Genomic DNA, 17,818 nt, shown 5'->3' with positions numbered 1-17,818 from the left:
ATTGAACAAAGGAGCATATGCTGATATGGATCTCTTTGAATATATGGCTGAGGGCAGAAAAGAAAAAGAAGCGCCTTTAGCAGCAAGAATGCGTCCACAGACACTTGATGAAGTTGTGGGACAGGAAGATATAATAGGTGAAGACAAGCTGCTTTATCGTGCTATCAAGGCAGACAGACTTAGTTCGATAATCCTGTATGGACCTCCCGGGGTAGGAAAGACAACCCTTGCAAAAGTGATTGCCAATACTACCTCGGCAGACTTCCATCAGGTCAATGCTACGATAGCCGGTAAAAAAGATATGGAGTCTGTAGTTGAAACAGCCAAGAACAATCTTGGTGGATACGGAAGAAAGACAATCCTTTTCATAGATGAGATACACAGATTTAACAAGGCTCAGCAGGATTACCTGCTTCCATACGTTGAAGATGGCACGCTAATACTGATAGGCGCTACTACTGAGAATCCATACTTTGAAGTGAATGGGGCGCTTATATCAAGGTCAAGGATATTTGAGCTAAAGCCGCTTTCTAAAGAAAACATCCTGACTCTCATAAAAAGAGCTTTTGAATCTGACAGGGGTGTAAAGCAGTACAACGCTGAAATAACAGATGAGGCGGCAGACTTCCTTGCGGATATAGCTGATGGTGATGCGAGGGCTGCACTTAATGCAATAGAACTGGCAGTGCTCACCACAAAACCCTCGGCAGATGCAAAAATCCACGTAGACCTTGCAGTAGCTGAGGAGTGCATCCAAAAGAAAGCTATCCGCTATGACAAGACCGGGGATAATCATTACGACACCATAGCAGCATTTATAGAGTCCATGTGTGGATCAGATCCTGATGCAGCGCTTTATTATCTCGGTCGTATGCTTGCTGCAGGTGAAGATGTTAAGTACATTGCAAGGAGAATGCTGGTTGCAGCATCTGAAGAAGTAGGGAATGCTGATCCCATGGCTATATGTGTAGCAGCATCTGCAGCAATAGCAGTTGAACGTGTCGGAATGCCTGAAGGAAGAATCATCCTTGCCCAGGCAGCAACCTATATTGCCTCAGCTCCTAAGTCCAATTCGGCTTATCTCGGAATAGAGAAGGTGTTGCAGATAGTGAGAGAAACCGGAAATCTTCCAATACCTCCATATCTTCAGGATTCCTCATATAAAGGGGCCGCAAAGCTTGGAAGGGGTGTTGGATATAAATACGCTCACAATTATCCCAATCACTGGGTAGAGCAGCAATATCTTCCAGATGCGATAAAAGACATGACATTCTATGAGCCGAATGATATCGGTCATGAAAAAGATATAAAAGAGTATTTCAGAAACATAGGCAAAGATCCTCAGAGATATGAATATAAGGATCCTTCTGAAGAGGGTAATCCTGAGAGACCGTGGGAATAATACCAAAGGATTTCGCATGAAGGATGGATGGGCATAATGAAAGCATCTACCCTTATTACCATGAGCTTTAATCAAAGTGGCGTTTGTAAGAAGAAAATAAAGATGGGAAGGCTTTAGATATATGTGGAGCGTATTTGCGCTGTTATCGGCAATATTTGCAGCATTGACATCAATACTGGCAAAGATAGGAATTGAAGGGGTTGATTCTAATCTGGCTACGGCTATCCGAACCGTGGTAGTGGTCGGAATGGCTTGGATTATGGTTTTTATAACTCATGCACAGAACGGTTTATCAACGATCGGTAAAAGAAGCTGGATATTTCTTATTCTTTCAGGTTTAGCTACGGGTGCTTCGTGGTTATGTTATTACAAAGCATTGCAGATGGGAGAAGCTTCCAAAGTAGTGCCTATAGACAAGCTCAGTGTGGTGATTACGATGGTGCTTGCATTCGTGTTCCTGCATGAACAGTTTACAGCAAAATCAATCTTAGGATGTATCTTGATTGGAGTCGGAACATTGCTGATGGTAGTATAATATTTCAGTTAAATGTATCAAGGATGAGGATTACGATCACGGAAAAGTAACAAACTTCCAGGTGGGTTCATATGCAACCGAAGTGTAATTATTTTCGCCTTTTCTTAGAAGGTTTTATTACTTCTAAGAAAAGGCTTTTTGCATCAGAATTAGATAAATGATCAGTATTGAAGGATTTCTTCGCAAATACTATGGATTTCTTCTGTGAAAATAGTATCTTTAGGCCAAATGAAAGTGAAATCATGCTTTATTTTGAAATCATCAAGTGATAATACCTTCAGAGACCCTGAATTCAACTCAGATGTAACGGCTGCTTTGTATAAAAAGGTTATACCACAGTCCCTTTTTACAAGACTAATTATTGCATGCATGTTTTCAACCTGTATAAAGTGGATGAAGTTGCTTGTGGAGTAATTGTTCAAAGCTAAAGATCTTTCCAAAATATTACGTGTTCCTGACCCGGGTTCTCTTATCAATATTCGTTCAGAAAATAGATCTTTTAATTTCCTTGGCTTTTTGCCGAAAAAGTGGTTGGATGAGCAAACGGGGACAAATTCTTCCCGGCTAAATAGTAAGGTTTCATAGTCGTTTTCAGGATAATATCCTTCTATAAGCGCAAAATCTATAATACCATCTTGTAGCTTTCCGAGAAGCTCTGATGTGTTTCCGAAAAGAATCTTGATATCAAAATCGGGATGATTCTTAATGTAATTGCTGATGGGGGCTGCAATTACATATTCGCCGATGGTCATTGTAACGCCAAAAGAGATTTCTTTAATTCTATGGTCTTTTTGGGTAAGCCTTTCTTTGAGTCTTATATCATCGTTTTTAATCTGATTCATTTTTTTATAAAGAAGTTTTCCGCTGTCAGTTATCAACAGTTTTTTACCTTCTTGAGAAAACAGTTTTACTCCATATTCATTCTCGAGATAATGAATATGCTGAGAAACAGCGGGCTGAGTGATGTTGAGCACTTTTGCAGCCTTGGTAAAATTGAGGTATTTGCAAACACAAAGAAAGGTATCAATTCTAAAATCCAGCATTTTCAATCTCCACAACGATAAGAAATATTTATGATTAGATAATAATATATAATTTTAACTTTTTCAACGAAGGGCATAGAATAAGACCTGAAACAATAAGAAAAAGGAAAGAGGTATAATGATGGATTTTCTTAAAAAGAATTATCTGGGAATTTTTGTTTGCCTGGCTATAGCAGTTCCTTCCTGGATCTTAGGGAAAAGATTCCCTGTTATAGGTGGTGCGGTAATTGCAATTATTATTGGTATGATCATCACATTATTTTGGAATGATAAAGGAAAAGCATCTGCCGGAATCAGGTTTACGTCAAAGATGATATTACAGGCCGCTGTTGTGCTACTTGGATTCGGTATGAACCTTTCGGTTGTCCTTGATACAGGAAAACAGTCGCTTCCAATAATAATATGTACAATTTCAACTTCGCTAGGTATTGCATGGATCCTTCATAAAGTAATGAATATAAAGGGAAATACAGCAACGCTTATCGGCGTTGGTTCTTCGATATGTGGAGGTTCTGCAATAGCTGCAACCGCACCGGTTATAGATGCCGATGACGATGAAGTGGCGCAAGCGATTTCTGTAATTTTTTTCTTTAATGTACTTGCAGCACTTTTATTTCCATCATTAGGGAAAATAATCGGATTTGATATTACGACAGGCGACGCATTCGGAATATTTGCCGGAACTGCAGTTAATGATACATCATCTGTAACTGCAGCTGCATCAACATGGGACAGTATGTGGAATCTGGGAAGTCAGACTTTGGATAAGGCTGTTACAGTGAAACTGACCAGAACGCTGGCTATCATACCAATTACGCTTGTTCTTGCTTATCAGAGGGCGCGGGAAGCAAAAAAGACAGGAACATCTACCAGTGGATTTAGTTTCAGAAGAGCATTTCCAATGTTCATAGTGTTTTTTGTACTTGCTTCTATCATAACAACCTTCTGCCTCAGCATAGGTATCTCTTCTGATGTGTTTAATCCACTTAAAGAACTTAGCAAATTTTTTATCATTATGGCTATGGCGGCAATTGGGCTGAACAGTAATGTGATTAAACTTATAAAATCAGGAGGAAAGCCCATCATACTTGGAGGATGTTGCTGGATCGGTATAACGCTGGTTAGTCTCATATTACAGCATGTGATGGGAATTTGGTGATGTGATAAAGCAGTAAAGGTCTTTGTAGAGAATAACAGTGCGTTATCTCTGAAGTTATGATATGTGTGCTTGACAAAAATACTCCTATATCGTAGTATAAAACTACGATATAGGAGTATTTAATTATGAAGACAAATGGTGGATTTCTTGTTACAAAAATAAAACAGCTGGGTGATCGTATATTTGAAAGGATACTGGCAGAAAAAAACATTGATGCATTTAACGGAGCTCAGGGAAGGATTCTTTATGTCTTATGGCAGGAAGATGGTGTTCCTATTAAAATTATTTCCGAGAAAAGCGGACTTGCAATTACTTCACTTACGACCATGCTTGAGCGGATGGAAAAAAACGGACTGATAAGCCGCAAAACTGATGAAGCTGATAAGAGAAAAACTCTTCTGTTCCTGACAGATAAAGCCAAAGAACTTAAAGAAGCTTATGACTCCGTATCCAATGAGATGGGGAATATTTATTATCGTGATTTTACGGATAAAGAGATTCTTCAGTTTGAAGAGTATCTTAACCGCATCAGGGTAAACCTTGAGGAATGGAGTGACAAATGAGTATCTGTATTAAAGATCAGATTCAGAACATGAATCTTGTTATAGGGTGCACTGTTGGATGTCCGTACTGCTATGCCAGAAACAATACGAGGCGTTATCACATCATAGATGGTTTTGAAAAGCCACAGTTTTTTCAAGGAAAGCTTCGTATGATGGAAAAGAAAAAGCCGCAGAATTTTCTGCTGACCGGCATGAGCGATCTCTCGGGCTGGCATGAGGAATGGAGAGAGGAAGTCTTTAAAAAGATAGCAGAGAATCCTCAGCACCAGTTTCTTTTTCTTACCAAACGACCGGATCTTCTGTCTTTTGAAACAGATCTTGATAATGCATGGTTTGGCGTTACAGTTACGAGAAAGTCTGAGTTATGGCGTATTGATGCACTGCGGAGCAATGTGAAGGCAAAAAAATATCATGTTACCTTTGAGCCTTTGTTCGATGATCCGGGTAAGGTTGATCTTACAGGCATTGACTGGATTGTGGTGGGAACCATGACCGGTGCAAAGAGCAGGACTGTTAAAACAGATCCCGGGTGGGTTTATTCATTGACAGAACAGGCTCATGAACTGAACATTCCTGTATTCTGGAAAGAAGATCTTGTTCCGATTATGGGAGAAGAAATGATACAGGAAATGCCGGATGCTTTTAACAAAGTGCTGGAGGAACAGAGGATATGGAACAACCAGAAATCAAAGTAAATCATATAGAAACAAAAAGTGTAATGACAAAATCGAATACTCCTATTGGAGGATATTCGTTGAATCCCTATGTGGGGTGTCCCCATGCCTGTAAATACTGCTACGCATCTTTTATGAAACGCTTTACAGGGCATACGGAGGAATGGGGAACTTTCATGGATGTGAAAGACTGGCCTGAAATAAAGAATCCAAAGAAGTATGCTGGACAGAAGGTAATCATTGGAACAGTTACGGATGGTTATAATCCGCTAGAGGAAACATATAAAAATACAAGAAGACTTCTGGAAGAACTAAAGGACAGTGGTGCGGACATACTTATCTGCACAAAGTCAGACCTTGTACTAAGAGATCTGGATCTGCTAAAAGAGATCAATGAAAATAGCAGACTTACAGTATCATGGTCAATCAATACTCTCGATGAAGAGTTTAAAGATGATATGGATGCGGCAGTAAGCATAGAAAGAAGGCTTGCTGCAATGAAAGAGGTATATGCGGCAGGCATTCGTACAATTTGCTTTATTTCACCCGTTTTCCCGGGGATTACGGATATAGAAGCAATCATAGACAGGACAAAAGATCAGTGTGACCTTGTATGGCTTGAGAATCTGAATCTTCGTGGAGGTTTTAAGGCAGATATCATGAAATACATTTCCGATAAACATCCGGATCTGGTGCCACTGTATGACGAAATCTATAACAAAAAGAACCGCAGCTATTTTGAAGCGCTGGAAAAGAAAGCAGAAGAGCTGGCTAAAAAGTATGATTGCAGGTTTGTTGATAATGAAACTCCGTATGAGAGAGTAGAGAAAGGACATCCAACAATCGTAGATTACTTTTACCACGAAGAAGTAAGAGGAACTGCCAATAGTGGAAAGAGAAATGTAATACATAATCCTTGATGGAAGATTAACTGAAATAAAAAGGCCCGTTTTCTTAATAGAAAGCGGACCTTTTTATTTTAGTACAATTCCAGTTCTACAGTCGATTAACTCAAGCAGGAGAATTAGCTTTGTCATCTGAGGCATATATAGCCTTTAATATTATAGGTGTCAGAATTGAGCTTAATATTATCAACAGGATTACTGCGGTAAAGTATCTGCTGTCAACGATATCAGCCTTGAGACCTCTCTGAGCCACGATAAGTGCAACTTCGCCTCTGGTCATCATACCAACACCAATCTTTAACGAGTCAGAGGTGTTGTACTTAAGGAGCTTTGCTACGATGCCACATCCTATAACCTTTCCGAGGAGCCCAACGACAACAAATGCTGCCGAGAATGCAAGGATTGTCATGTCAACAGACCTTAGGTTTGTCTGAAGTCCTACACTTGCAAAGAATACGGGGCCGAATAACATATATGAATTTATGTCCATCTTTCTGTCTATATACTCGGAGTTGTCCAGGGAGCTGAGAATAATACCTGCAACATAGGCGCCGGTGATATCAGCTACTCCAAAGTACTTATCGGCAACATAAGACATCGCAAAGGCAAGTGCCAGTCCCATGATCGGGATTCTTCTGGTATGAGGCCATTTTGCTTCTGCTTTTGACATTATCTTAAAGATGATAATTCCCACAACAACCGAGAGGGCAAAGAAGGCTACGGTCTTTAAGCAAACAGCTGCAAGATTGGCATTAGGATCTTTCAGACCAAGAACAGCTGTAAGAACCACGATTCCTATTACGTCATCGATGATCGCAGCGCTCATGATTGTTGTTCCCACTTCTGTGGAAATCTTTCCAAGTTCCTTTAGAACCTGAACTGTTATGCTCACGGAAGTAGCTGTAAGAATAGTTCCTATAAAGAGTGCTTTTATGAACTCAGTTGATCCGGGAGTTGCAACGCCATAGAAGGCCATGTACAGGAGCGTTCCAAAAACCAGCGGAACTCCAACACCGGTGCATGCAAGGATTGTTGCCTTTAGGCCGGATTTTTTGAGTTTGTCGATATCTGTTTCCAGGCCGGCGCTGAACATCAGAAGAATCACACCGATTTCGGCCATGCCCGACAGGAAATCACTGGGATTAACAAGATTAAGCAGTGTTGGCCCTATGAGAAGACCTGCGATGATCTCACCGGCAACCTGTGGCGCATGGAGTCTTCTGGCGATCAGTCCGAATAACTTTGCCATGACGATTATGATAAAAAGATCTCTGAGTATCTGAATTGTATCCATTTATATACCTCCTTATTAATAACGCTAAGAAATGAGTATGATACTTTTTCGTCTCAAAATCAAGTTAAAAAATTATAACCAACGTAGTAATAACCCCCCAGGGGGCTTGTGGAGCGGATTTCATAATGCTATCCTTTCCATTGTGTGAGGTAATTCAGGCACAATGGAGGATACTATATTATGAAGAAAAAGTTTTTAGCAGCACTTCTTGCTGCAACCATGACACTATCAATGGTAGCTTGTGGTTCAGGTGCAAACACACAGACAACAGAAACACAGGCATCAACAGAAACACAGGCATCAACAGAAACACAGGCAACATCTGAGAATCAGACAGCTGACGCAAGTCAGTCTACAGCTACAGGTGAAAAGATTCTTCACACTGCAGCATCTTTTGCTTATCCAAGTCTTGATGTACACAAAGAATACTATGGATGGTACACATCAATTTATGGTGTTTCAGAGGCGCTGTTTAAGCTCGATGAGACCATGAGCGCAGTTCCATGTCTTGCTAAGGACGCAGTTGCTGATGGCAGCACATGGACAATTACACTTAATGATGGAGTTCAGTTCTCAAACGGAAACCCTCTGACAGCTGATATGGTCATCAGAAACCTTCATCGTCTTGCTGCAGAGAACAGCAGATTTGCTTATCTTGGCGATTTTGAGATGACTGCTACAGATGACAAGACAATCGTTATCGATACTAAGGAAGTTTATCCTACTCTTAAGAACGACCTTGCAAGCCCTGAGTGCGGAATGATCGATCTTGATGCAACAACAGATTTTGACAACGCACCTGTATGCACAGGACCATTTGTTGTTACAGAGTTTATCCCTGAGGGAGATGTAACAGTAGCAAAGAACGAAAACTACTGGGGCGGCGATGTTAAGCTCGACGGCGCTGTATTCTACTACATGCAGGAGGATGATCCCAAGCTCCTTGCTATGCAGAGCGGCGAGATCGACTGCTACAACAGCGTTTCATCAGCAGCTCTTGAGGTTTATAACCAGAGCCCTGATCTGTACGATGTAGTTTCAATTCCCGGTGCACGTCTTCAGTTCTACATTCTCAATGAGAATACACTTGATGATTCTGTGAGAGAAGCAATCAATCTCACTGTTGATAAGGACAAGATCGCAGAGTACCTTTCAGGTACAGTATCTGCAGCAGTCGGACCATTCTCAACATCAGCTGCTTATGGCAAGGTGAGTGTTCCTGCAGTAGATACTGCCAAGGCAAAAGAGCTTTTGGAGGCCGATGGTTATACACTTGGAGCTGACGGCATCTACGAGAAGGACGGTAATAAGCTCAGCATCAGCATTGCATACTATGCAGCAAGATCTCTTGATACTCTTGCAATCCTGATCCAGGAGCAGCTTAAGGCTGTTGGTATTGATTCAACACTTAGAGTTGAGGAAGATCCTGATGCTACTTACATTGCTAACGCTGACTTTGATCTTGCTCTTTACTGCATGATCGCTGATAAGTCAGGTGATCCTCTTTACTTCATCGACTCAACTCTTGCAGACGGAGCTTACTACAATGTGGGTGGATTTGAGAGTGCTGAATGCCAGAGCATGATTGAGCAGCTCAGAACTGAGACAGATACTGCAAAGAGAGCAGAGCTTGCCAACAAGATCGTTCAGATTGCTATAGATGACAATGCATTCGGATATGTTGGACTTTTCAATAACACTACAGTTCTTCGCAAGGGTGTAAGCGGATTTGCTGAGTATGTTCCTTTCGATTTCTATGGAGTAGACGCAGAGACTGACATTAATGGCTAAACAAATACTTAAAAGGATCCTGGGACTTGCCCTGATACTTTTAGTGCTGAGCTTTCTTGTGTTTGGCATAATGTATCTGGCTCCCGGTGACCCTGCGGAAAAGAGACTCACCTCCCAGGGTGTGGTGGTCACAAAAGAAATACTGCAAGCGGAGCGGGAGAGGCTTGGCCTCCTCCGCCCCTTTATCGTTAGGTACGCGGAGTGGCTTTCGAATGTTCTTAAAGGGGATTTTGGTGTTTCCTTTAAGGATGATCTTCCCGTTGCGCCAAAACTGATAAAAGGGCTTAAGAACACATGTGGACTGGCTTTAACCAGTCTGCTTTTGGCGCTTATAATCTCTTTTCCACTGGGAATATGGTCAGCGGTCAAAAAGGGAAAATTGGTAGACCATATAGTCAGGCTCTTTTCATTTATAGGTAATTCCCTTCCGAATTTCCTTATTTCAGTACTTTTGATGTATCTGTTTTGCATACATATCAAGGTCTTTCCTGTAATTGCAGATGGAAGCATCAAAGGACTTATGCTGCCTGCACTTTCTCTGGCAATACCCATGGCAGGAAGGTTTACAAGACAGATTAGGAGCGAACTCTTAGATCAGCTTGGGGAAGAGTATGTTGTGGGAATGAAGTCCAGAAAGGTAAAGGGCAGATTTATTCTTATCAACAATGTCCTTAGAAACAGCCTTGGACACATACTTACAATAATCGGCCTTCAGATCGGAACCCTGATGGGAGGCAGCGTTGTTATTGAGAATATTTTCAGATGGCCGGGTATCGGCAAACTTGTGATGGATTCCATAACAGCCAGGGACTACCCTGTGATCATGGGCTTTGTGCTTATTATGGGAACAATCTATGTTGTTATAAATCTGATAGTTGATATTACCTACAGGCTTTTGGATCCGAGGTCTTTTTAATGAACCATAAACGGAAAAAGATTAACAGAATAAAAGTAATAATATCTGCAGGTGTTGCACTGCTTTTGGTGCTTATAGCTCTTTTCGCAAGTGTTATTGCACCTAATGATCCATATGCAACAAGCGCATCAGCCATAAGGTCAGCTCCGTCCGGGGAATTTCTGTTTGGAACAGATAACCTGGGAAGATGCGTGTTTTCAAGAGTTTTATACGGAGCAAGGACAACTATAGCAGCTACATTTATACTGGTTGCGATTTCTTTTATCCTGGGAAGCATTATTGGAATCCTTAGCGGATATTATGGCGGAATATTGGATGAAATTATGATGAGGATTGCCGATATTATGCTGGCATTTCCTCAGATGGTAGTAGCCATCGCGGTTGCGGGCATTCTTGGAGGAGGACTTTCAAGTGCCATGATTGCGCTGGGAATAACTATGTGGACCGGGTTTGCCAGACTTGCACGGAGTCATACTTTTGCCATAAAGAATTGCCCCTACGTGCAAGCTGCAAAACTGGCAGGAAAGAGTGGGCCGGCTATAATGATGGCCCACATACTTCCTAATATAATAGCACCACTTCTTACAAATGCCCTTACACAGATAGGAACCACCATGATAGGTATCTCGGGCCTGTCTTTTTTGGGGCTTGGAGTTGTGCCACCCACTGCTGAGTGGGGGTCAATGATCAATGAGTCCAGGGCATATATACAGATAGCACCTTGGGCTGTGCTGTATCCGGCAATTGCTACCATAGTCACCATCATAGTATTTAATTATCTTGGTGACTGCGTCATGGAATATAGAGATGAGGATTAAGCATGGATACAATACTTAGGATAAACAATCTCTCTGCCGGCTACGGTGATGAGAGTGTTATAAATGATATCTCTTTTGAAGTGGAAGCAGGTAAAAGAGTCTGTATCGTCGGTGAGAGCGGAAGTGGTAAATCTACGCTTCTTAAGGCTATTCATGGCTTTGGAGGCGTGACTAAAACATGCGGAAGTATAGAGACTCCAAAAGACATTTTACTTGGCATTGTGCCTCAGAATCCCGGCGGATCTTTTAATCCCATAAGGACTTACAAGGCACAGATAATGGAGGCGCTAAAAAGTAATAACATCGACTTTAAAATAGATGAAGTTGAGAAGACACTCCAAATCCTGGGACTTAATGATGCTAAAAGAGCGCTTGCATCAAGGCCTTATGAGCTGTCAGGAGGCATGAACCAGCGCATGGCCATTGCCACAACAATGCTCTTGGAGCCGGGGATTTTATTATGCGATGAAGTTACAAGCGCCCTGGATGTTAAAACTGCAGGGATGGTTGTGGAGCAGCTTCTTGAGATCAACAAACTAAAGGGTACTACTATTTTGATGGTTACCCACCATTTGGGTATTGCATCTAAAATGGCTGATTACATTGGAATCATGAAAAGTGGCAGGATGCTTGAGTATGGCCCTGCAAAAGAGATCCTGGAGAATCCACAAAACGAGTACACAAAAAATCTCTTGAAGGCCGTACCAAGACTGAAGGTGAGCTGATATGCCGGATTCAGATATAATTTTAGAAGGAAAAAATCTAAATAAAAGTTACGTTGATAAAGGCAAAAAATTGCAGGCTTTAAAGGATGTGAGTTTCTTCTTGAAAAATGGAGAGATCCTTGGAATCGTCGGCGAGAGCGGAAGTGGAAAGAGCACCCTTCTTCGTCATGTCAGCTGCCTGGAAAAGCCTGACAGTGGAAATCTTTATTATAAGGGAACAGAGTATACAGGTAAGTCGCCGGCCTTTGCCGGAACTTTTCTGCAGATGATATTTCAGGATGCCCAGATGTCTTTTGACCCAAGAATGAAGATGAAAAAAGCCGTTGTGGAAGCTGCAAAGGGCTGTGGCCATGAAAAACTGTCACGAATCCTTGAGGCCGTTGGGCTTGATGAGAGTCTTTTGGAGAAAAAGGCAGGAAGCATGTCCGGAGGACAGTGCCAGCGAATGTCAATTGCAAGGGCGCTGTGTTCTGATGCCGGGATTCTTTTGTGCGACGAGGCAACAAGTGCGCTGGATGTTACAACTCAGGCCCAGGTAGTAGCTCTTTTGCAGCAGCTGAGGGAAAAAGAAGGGGTGTCGATCATATTTGTCTCCCACGACATTGCTCTGGTGAGCATGCTGTGCGACAGGATAATGGTAATGAAAAACGGAGAGTGTGTGGAAGAGGGAGAGACCGGTAAAGTCCTTGGAAATCCACAACATGAGTACACAAAAGAACTGCTTGATAATCTTATTGAGTAACAAACTTTTAGAAAAATAATTGAGGTATACGTAGTAATATGACTAAACTTATGCAGATTCCTTTTGAGGAGGAAGCTGAAGATATCAAAGATAAAGTAGTGACCTACTGGTCCAAGAGAGCTGAGAGCTTTAGTGAGCACAAGCACGAGGAGATCCACAGCAGAAAAAAACAGCTGTGGCAGTCGGAGTTTTTAAGGCACTTTTCAGCTGATGATAAGTTGTCTGTTCTGGATGTAGGATGCGGAGCCGGCTTTTTCGAAATGGTGTTGTCGGATTTCGATTTTGACGTGACCGGGGTGGATCTTACGCCTGAGATGATAGAGAGGGGAAAAGAGCTGCTTTCGCGCCATGGAGCAAAGGCGCGCCTTATGGTTATGGACGCAGAAAAACTGGATTTTGCCGATAGCTCTTTTGACCTGGTGATAAATAGAAATCTTGTCTGGACACTTCCTCATCCGGTGGAAGCCTACATGGAGTGGCACAGAGTGTTAAAGCCGGGAGGAATGCTGCTTGTGTATGATGCGGAGTATGCAAAGGGATTTCATCACTATGATCAGATGCAGAACCTTGCCCACAAAAATGTGACCGACGCCATGGTAGAGGAGTGCCACGATATTTACCACATGTTATCTATCAGCACTTTGGACAGACCGGAGTGGGACAAAGCTGCTCTTGAAAAAATCGGTTATGAAAATATAGTTACTGATCTTGGGGCGGGAGATAGACTCTATAGCGAGAAAGACCAGTTTTATATGCCTGACAGGATGTTTCTGGTAAAGGCGCAGAAAGCAGAAATATAAAGGGAATGGAGTTTGAGATGAGAAGAGGAATTGATACTACAGATATGATGGTATATGGCCACGAAGCCTGGATAATCACTGACAAGAGTGTATATGAGCCGGGGGAAGAAGTCTGCGGAATAATGAGGTGGGGACATCACATGAGGCCGGACGGATTCTTTCGCCTTGATGAGATAAGAGCCTTTGCCACAGATGAAAAAGGCAACAGAATATCAATAACACCGGTAAAGGGCCCGGGCGATGAGCAGGGAGACTACTATGAGCTTCGCTTTACGCCAGTTTCTGAGGGCATTTATACCCTTATGTGTATCTATGACAACAATTATGTAAGAGATGAAAAAGACGTGTATTATGAGGGCGACAGAAGGACATATCCTGATATTCTTGACGCCAAGAACTATCCTCAGATATATGTGACAAACATAACTGTTGGAGATAAGAAGGGGACTCCCGAATTTATCCATGAGTCCAGAGTAAGCTTCGTTCCCAATCCCTGGGAAGCAGACACCGACGTGCTTCATTTAAAGCTTATTCACGACAAATTCCCGCTTAAGGGGTCCACGGTGGTTGTTGTGTTCTATGATGGAAAAGAGTATTTTGAGAGAATCCTGAACACAGATGAGGAAGGCAGGATATTCTTCTCAGTGGAGAAAAAGGGTGTGTATATGGCCGTTACAAGAACTCCGCTGGCGGAAGGAATTCCCGGAATCTATGACAGCAAAGAGATAGCTTCAACATTCACATACGTTAAAAGGTAATACGAAAACAGGATGCATTCAACATGCATCCTGTTTTTATATTACTCCGTAGGTCACCATGGGACCATTCTTTATTATGCTAAGAGATGAGCACTGGTGGATCAGAACTCCGTCAGTATCGGCAATGGCTGTGTGAAGGGGTCTTCCAAAGTAATCCCTTATCTCACCAAATTTATCACCTTTTGAAAATCTCTCTCCCACCTTTTTCTCAGGATACCAGCAGCCGGTGAATGGGGCGTCATCGCTGAATTCTCTGAGTTCTGTCTTGGGATATGTCTTGTACTCTCCTTCAATAAGACCAAGGAATTTCAAAATGTTCAGCACATCCTCTTTGTCTGCCTGTACCTCATCCTTTGGAAGCAGGCTTAACTGACCGCGCTCTATGAGAACACTGGGGATTCCGGCCATGGATGCTGTGTTGTAGGCGCCTTCGGTGGTGCAGGTACTCTTTACGCAGTAGGAGGCGTTTACGCAGTCTACCATCTTTTTTGCAATATCACTGGAAGGAGAAGCTCCCACGTAGTATGCGTAGGGGATAAGAGTCTCGTATCCGTCTCCGCTATGCAGGTCAATGTAAGCATCAGCGTTTTTGATAAAAACATCAAACAGAAGGCTAGCCAGGCGATCGGCGGCTGAACCATCCTTGTCTCCCGGGAAGACTCTGTTGAGATTCTTGCCATCCTCATAAACAAGGGACATGGTTCTGTTTTCAAAACCTGACCTGTTGGCTAATGGGATGATGATAAGATTTCCTGAAAGGTCTTTGGGAGAAATCTCATTAGAGAGCTCAATAGCTGCCTGAATGCCGACATATTCTGCGTTGTGAATGCCGGCTGTGACAAGAACGGTTTTGCCCGGCTTTTCTCCGCAGATGATGATGTGGGGAATGTGTATCTCAGTTCCGCCGACATGTATATGATCTTTTATCGTCTTGCCGGAGGTAAGTTCGTGTCCGGCTATATTTATTTTCTCCATAGTTTTTAAACCTCACTTCAGAGCCAAGATTATCATGATGTCGAATGAGCTTTCAAGCCCCCCGGGGGGTTGCTGTTTGCAAGGTGATTTAAGAAAATGAACCTTTCAAAACATATCATGACATGATGTCAGAATAACTATATAATTCAAATTGAGAGCAGAATTATTTGCAGACAGAAAGGAGCACGACGATGAAATACACAAAACTTGGAAATTCAGACTTAAATGTATCACGTATCTGCATGGGCTGCATGGGATTTGGCGATGCTACAAAGGGACAGCACAGCTGGACACTTGATGAAGAGCATTCCAGAGAGATCATCAAAAGAGGTCTCGATCTGGGCGTTAATTTCTATGATACCGCGATAGCTTATCAGAGCGGAACCAGTGAGCAGTTCGTCGGCCGTGCTCTTAGGGATTTTGCAAAGCGTGAAGATGTAGTTGTTGCTACAAAATTTCTTCCAAGAACACCGGAAGAAATTGAAAAAGGAATATCAGGCCAGCAGCATATCGAGAACATGGTAAACACAAGCCTTAAGAATCTTGGAATGGACTATGTGGATCTTTACATCTATCACATGTGGGATTGGAATACAGACCTCTATGACATTATGGATGGTTTAAACCGCATCGTGAAAGCCGGTAAGGCAAGATACATCGGCATTTCAAACTGCTTTGCATGGCAGATTGCCAAGGCTAATGCACTCGCAGAAAAAGAGGGCTTTGCAAAATTTGTTTCAATACAGGGTCATTACAATCTTATCTTCCGTGAAGAAGAACGCGAGATGGTTCCATATTGTGAAGAAGAGAATATCGCACTTACTCCTTACAGTGCACTGGCAAGCGGAAGACTTTCAAGAAAACCCGGCGAAGGTGACACAAAGCGCGCAGCTGAGGACACCTATGCGAAGTTTAAATATGATACTACAGCAGAGCAGGATGCAGTGATCATAGGTCGCGTGGCAGAACTTGCAGAGAAGCATGGTGTTACCATGACTGAGATTTCGCTGGCGTGGCTCTTGACCAAGGTTACAGCTCCTGTGTGCGGAGCAACCAAGATTCACCACATCGAAGGCGCAGCAAAGGCAGTGGATCTGGAGCTTTCAGACGATGAACTTAAGTATCTTGAAGAGCCATATGTTCCTCATTCCCTGGCAGGTGTTATGGCACAGAATAAAAGAAGCGATGCACAGAAAATATTAGGAGGTGAGAAATAAGATGGCAGAGAAAATTGTACAGACAGCAGGAAGAGAGCAGCTTGGTGAGTTTGCACCAATGTTTGCGCACTTAAATGACGACGTCCTTTTTGGGGAAGTCTGGAATGAAGAAGCGATTGATGTAAAGACAAAATGCATCATCACTGTAGTTTCACTTATGGCTTCAGGTATCACGGATTCATCTCTTTCGTACCATCTTCAGAATGCCAAGGCACACGGCGTTACCAAGGAAGAGATCGCAGCCATCATCACCCATGCCACCATGTACGTTGGCTGGCCGAAGGGATGGGCTGTGTTCCGTCTGGCAAAAGAGATATGGAAAGAATAATAAAGCTGAGGCATATTAAAGGTTCATGGCATGTCCACGAGGGTATTGCTTATGGAAAGAAAATCTATCCTGATAAAAGACACAACAAAAGAAGAACGCGAACAGATAATAAAAAACTCCCTCGACTGCGGAGGCGGATGCGAGAATTGTTCGTCCTGCTGGCTCGGCGGAGGAAGTCCGTGGGATATTTATCAGGACTATATTGATGGCAAAAAAGAGATCCGCGACATCAACATGGAATACATGGAGAAGTACCGTCAGGACAGACAGATTCACTAAGAGGACCTAAGGCCTATGAGAAGTGCACCCGAGATAAATGGCTCTACGGCAGAAGAGCGCAGAGCATATATAAAAGAGAGATTTCCCTGCATCGCAGACTGCGATATGTGTGGACTCTGCAAAGTTTTCCGCGGAAAAGACGCAGAGACAGCATACGCAGATTATATCAATGGAGACAGGGACTTTTTAGATGTGTCAGCTGATTATAAGTGATTGATAAAATTGTTCAATGATGTGACAATGGAGGTGTTTCTGTGAGTCAGTGGGGACGTTTCAGTTTGACTCATTTTGGTTCGCAAAATGAGTCAAACTGAAACGTCCCCACTGACTCACATTTTTTTAGATTAATGCCACAACAATTTTGTATCGTTAATAAGATTGTAATCGTAATTTAATTTCATTTTAATTGAATTGCATACATATAAGCGCAATAATGATTTGAAAATGATAAAAAAGCAATTGTCAGGAGGGACATCATGAGAATTTTAGGAAACATTTTGTGGATTATCTTTGGAGGACTTTTCAGTGCAATAGGATGGTGGCTTGCAGGAATTTTATGGTGCATTACCGTAGTCGGAATTCCTGTGGGTATCCAGTGCTTTAAGCTTTCATCAATCTCTTTGAATCCTTTCGGAAAAGAGATCGTGGATGAGGGCGGAGCTGTTTCATTCCTCTTAAATATTCTGTGGATATGCTTTTCTGGCATCGAGCTTGCGATCACAAATGCGGTTCTCGGATGCATTTTGTGCGTAACAATTGTGGGAATTCCTTTCGGAAAGCAGTTCTTTAAAATTGCGAAACTGGCTCTTTTCCCATTTGGCACCAAGGTTGTAAGAACAAAATATCTCTGATTCATAAACGAGGGGGAAAACGATGAAGAGACCAACAAGCACA

Annotated in this window: 20 protein-coding genes and 1 pseudogene; 18 read left to right on the top strand and 3 right to left on the bottom strand. The window is 42.4% G+C overall.

The window, feature by feature from the left end; genetic code table 11:
• Nucleotides 1-25 precede the first annotated feature (25 nt).
• Together G633_RS0111075 and G633_RS0111070 are read left to right on the top strand one after the other, a co-directional pair.
• Nucleotides 26-1,402, top strand: a complete 1,377-nt coding sequence (locus tag G633_RS0111075) for a replication-associated recombination protein A (RefSeq protein ID WP_026519967.1) — start codon at nt 26-28, stop codon at nt 1,400-1,402.
• A 121-nt stretch (nt 1,403-1,523) separates the two neighbouring features.
• Nucleotides 1,524-1,937: an EamA family transporter gene (locus G633_RS0111070; RefSeq protein WP_026519966.1), complete on the top strand. Its 414-nt coding sequence runs from the start codon at nt 1,524-1,526 to the stop codon at nt 1,935-1,937.
• 161 nt (nt 1,938-2,098) lie between these two features.
• Here the strand turns inward: G633_RS0111070 and G633_RS0111065 are convergent, their stop codons facing one another.
• Nucleotides 2,099-2,980, bottom strand: coding sequence for a LysR substrate-binding domain-containing protein (locus tag G633_RS0111065; protein WP_022765370.1), 882 nt, complete (start codon nt 2,978-2,980; stop codon nt 2,099-2,101).
• A gap of 121 nt (nt 2,981-3,101) precedes the next feature.
• Between G633_RS0111065 and G633_RS0111060 the strand changes: the two genes are divergently transcribed.
• From G633_RS0111060 to G633_RS0111045, 4 genes are all read left to right on the top strand, one after another.
• On the top strand, nt 3,102-4,139 hold the full coding sequence (locus tag G633_RS0111060) for a YeiH family protein (RefSeq protein ID WP_022765369.1): 1,038 nt from the start codon (nt 3,102-3,104) through the stop codon (nt 4,137-4,139).
• A gap of 125 nt (nt 4,140-4,264) precedes the next feature.
• Nucleotides 4,265-4,702: a radical SAM mobile pair system MarR family transcriptional regulator gene (locus tag G633_RS0111055; protein ID WP_013282512.1), complete on the top strand. Its 438-nt coding sequence runs from the start codon at nt 4,265-4,267 to the stop codon at nt 4,700-4,702.
• Nucleotides 4,699-5,397 (top strand): radical SAM mobile pair protein A, encoded by a 699-nt coding sequence (locus G633_RS0111050; protein ID WP_026519965.1) that lies wholly within the window; start codon nt 4,699-4,701, stop codon nt 5,395-5,397. The genes G633_RS0111055 and G633_RS0111050 overlap by 4 nt, the downstream gene beginning before the upstream one ends.
• The gene (locus G633_RS0111045; protein WP_026519964.1) at nt 5,373-6,296 is read left to right on the top strand and encodes a radical SAM mobile pair protein B; all 924 of its coding nucleotides are present in this window, start codon (nt 5,373-5,375) and stop codon (nt 6,294-6,296) included. Before G633_RS0111050 ends, G633_RS0111045 begins: the two co-directional genes overlap by 25 nt.
• Before the next feature lie 91 nt (nt 6,297-6,387).
• Here G633_RS0111045 and G633_RS0111040 read toward each other — a convergent pair whose 3' ends face one another.
• Complete coding sequence (locus tag G633_RS0111040) at nt 6,388-7,575, bottom strand: cation:proton antiporter (protein WP_026519963.1); 1,188 nt, start codon at nt 7,573-7,575, stop codon at nt 6,388-6,390.
• Nucleotides 7,576-7,755: 180 nt separating this feature from the next.
• Here G633_RS0111040 and G633_RS0111035 point away from each other — a divergent pair, with 180 nt between their 5' ends.
• The 7 genes from G633_RS0111035 (at nt 7,756) to G633_RS0111005 (ending at nt 14,125) form a co-directional block, all read left to right on the top strand.
• Nucleotides 7,756-9,366, top strand: coding sequence for an ABC transporter substrate-binding protein (locus tag G633_RS0111035; protein WP_026519962.1), 1,611 nt, complete (start codon nt 7,756-7,758; stop codon nt 9,364-9,366).
• A complete protein-coding gene (locus G633_RS0111030; protein WP_026519961.1) occupies nt 9,359-10,282 on the top strand; it encodes an ABC transporter permease in 924 nt (307 codons plus the stop codon). Before G633_RS0111035 ends, G633_RS0111030 begins: the two co-directional genes overlap by 8 nt.
• Nucleotides 10,282-11,100 carry an ABC transporter permease gene (locus G633_RS0111025; protein WP_022779912.1) on the top strand — a complete coding sequence of 273 codons (819 nt, stop codon included), beginning with the start codon at nt 10,282-10,284 and terminating at the stop codon, nt 11,098-11,100. Before G633_RS0111030 ends, G633_RS0111025 begins: the two co-directional genes overlap by 1 nt.
• 2 nt (nt 11,101-11,102) lie before the next feature.
• Complete coding sequence (locus tag G633_RS0111020; protein ID WP_026519960.1) at nt 11,103-11,825, top strand: ATP-binding cassette domain-containing protein; 723 nt, start codon at nt 11,103-11,105, stop codon at nt 11,823-11,825.
• Nucleotides 11,826-11,895: 70 nt separating this feature from the next.
• Nucleotides 11,896-12,567, top strand: coding sequence for an ABC transporter ATP-binding protein (locus tag G633_RS0111015; protein ID WP_196804255.1), 672 nt, complete (start codon nt 11,896-11,898; stop codon nt 12,565-12,567).
• A gap of 38 nt (nt 12,568-12,605) precedes the next feature.
• A complete protein-coding gene (locus G633_RS0111010) occupies nt 12,606-13,367 on the top strand; it encodes a class I SAM-dependent methyltransferase (RefSeq protein WP_051200124.1) in 762 nt (253 codons plus the stop codon).
• Nucleotides 13,368-13,384: 17 nt separating this feature from the next.
• Complete coding sequence (locus tag G633_RS0111005) at nt 13,385-14,125, top strand: DUF4198 domain-containing protein (protein ID WP_207638108.1); 741 nt, start codon at nt 13,385-13,387, stop codon at nt 14,123-14,125.
• Between the two features lie 36 nt (nt 14,126-14,161).
• Here G633_RS0111005 and G633_RS0111000 read toward each other — a convergent pair whose 3' ends face one another.
• Nucleotides 14,162-15,100 (bottom strand): succinylglutamate desuccinylase/aspartoacylase family protein, encoded by a 939-nt coding sequence (locus G633_RS0111000; RefSeq protein WP_026519957.1) that lies wholly within the window; start codon nt 15,098-15,100, stop codon nt 14,162-14,164.
• 191 nt (nt 15,101-15,291) lie between these two features.
• On the opposite strand from G633_RS0111000, the gene G633_RS0110995 reads away from it, so the two are divergent.
• From G633_RS0110995 to G633_RS0110975, 5 genes and pseudogenes are all read left to right on the top strand, one after another.
• Nucleotides 15,292-16,317 (top strand): aldo/keto reductase, encoded by a 1,026-nt coding sequence (locus G633_RS0110995; protein ID WP_026519956.1) that lies wholly within the window; start codon nt 15,292-15,294, stop codon nt 16,315-16,317.
• Nucleotide 16,318: 1 nt separating this feature from the next.
• A pseudogene (locus G633_RS0110990) lies at nt 16,319-16,639 on the top strand (carboxymuconolactone decarboxylase family protein); the annotation flags it as partial.
• A gap of 57 nt (nt 16,640-16,696) precedes the next feature.
• A complete protein-coding gene (locus tag G633_RS0110985) occupies nt 16,697-16,924 on the top strand; it encodes a hypothetical protein (RefSeq protein ID WP_022770378.1) in 228 nt (75 codons plus the stop codon).
• A gap of 15 nt (nt 16,925-16,939) precedes the next feature.
• On the top strand, nt 16,940-17,137 hold the full coding sequence (locus G633_RS0110980; protein ID WP_026519954.1) for a hypothetical protein: 198 nt from the start codon (nt 16,940-16,942) through the stop codon (nt 17,135-17,137).
• 263 nt (nt 17,138-17,400) lie between these two features.
• Complete coding sequence (locus tag G633_RS0110975) at nt 17,401-17,775, top strand: YccF domain-containing protein (protein WP_026519953.1); 375 nt, start codon at nt 17,401-17,403, stop codon at nt 17,773-17,775.
• Nucleotides 17,776-17,818 lie beyond the last annotated feature (43 nt).

Source organism: Butyrivibrio sp. FCS006 (assembly GCF_000424525.1).
GTDB lineage: Bacteria > Bacillota > Clostridia > Lachnospirales > Lachnospiraceae > Butyrivibrio.
Note: the sequence above shows the minus strand (reverse complement) of the source record. Positions and strands in the feature narration are given on the sequence as shown.

Coding starts and splice junctions, on each gene's coding strand:
- G633_RS0110975 (WP_026519953.1), top strand. CDS start 17,401: ATGAGAATTTTAGGAAACATTTTGTGGATTATCTTTGGAGGACTTTTC.
- G633_RS0111025 (WP_022779912.1), top strand. CDS start 10,282: ATGAACCATAAACGGAAAAAGATTAACAGAATAAAAGTAATAATATCT.
- G633_RS0111060 (WP_022765369.1), top strand. CDS start 3,102: ATGGATTTTCTTAAAAAGAATTATCTGGGAATTTTTGTTTGCCTGGCT.
- G633_RS0111045 (WP_026519964.1), top strand. CDS start 5,373: ATGGAACAACCAGAAATCAAAGTAAATCATATAGAAACAAAAAGTGTA.
- G633_RS0110985 (WP_022770378.1), top strand. CDS start 16,697: ATGGAAAGAAAATCTATCCTGATAAAAGACACAACAAAAGAAGAACGC.
- G633_RS0111020 (WP_026519960.1), top strand. CDS start 11,103: ATGGATACAATACTTAGGATAAACAATCTCTCTGCCGGCTACGGTGAT.
- G633_RS0110980 (WP_026519954.1), top strand. CDS start 16,940: ATGAGAAGTGCACCCGAGATAAATGGCTCTACGGCAGAAGAGCGCAGA.
- G633_RS0111065 (WP_022765370.1), bottom strand. CDS start 2,980: ATGCTGGATTTTAGAATTGATACCTTTCTTTGTGTTTGCAAATACCTC.
- G633_RS0110995 (WP_026519956.1), top strand. CDS start 15,292: ATGAAATACACAAAACTTGGAAATTCAGACTTAAATGTATCACGTATC.
- G633_RS0111035 (WP_026519962.1), top strand. CDS start 7,756: ATGAAGAAAAAGTTTTTAGCAGCACTTCTTGCTGCAACCATGACACTA.
- G633_RS0111040 (WP_026519963.1), bottom strand. CDS start 7,575: ATGGATACAATTCAGATACTCAGAGATCTTTTTATCATAATCGTCATG.
- G633_RS0111050 (WP_026519965.1), top strand. CDS start 4,699: ATGAGTATCTGTATTAAAGATCAGATTCAGAACATGAATCTTGTTATA.
- G633_RS0111000 (WP_026519957.1), bottom strand. CDS start 15,100: ATGGAGAAAATAAATATAGCCGGACACGAACTTACCTCCGGCAAGACG.
- G633_RS0111070 (WP_026519966.1), top strand. CDS start 1,524: ATGTGGAGCGTATTTGCGCTGTTATCGGCAATATTTGCAGCATTGACA.
- G633_RS0111030 (WP_026519961.1), top strand. CDS start 9,359: ATGGCTAAACAAATACTTAAAAGGATCCTGGGACTTGCCCTGATACTT.
- G633_RS0111005 (WP_207638108.1), top strand. CDS start 13,385: ATGAGAAGAGGAATTGATACTACAGATATGATGGTATATGGCCACGAA.
- G633_RS0111075 (WP_026519967.1), top strand. CDS start 26: ATGGATCTCTTTGAATATATGGCTGAGGGCAGAAAAGAAAAAGAAGCG.
- G633_RS0111010 (WP_051200124.1), top strand. CDS start 12,606: ATGACTAAACTTATGCAGATTCCTTTTGAGGAGGAAGCTGAAGATATC.
- G633_RS0111055 (WP_013282512.1), top strand. CDS start 4,265: ATGAAGACAAATGGTGGATTTCTTGTTACAAAAATAAAACAGCTGGGT.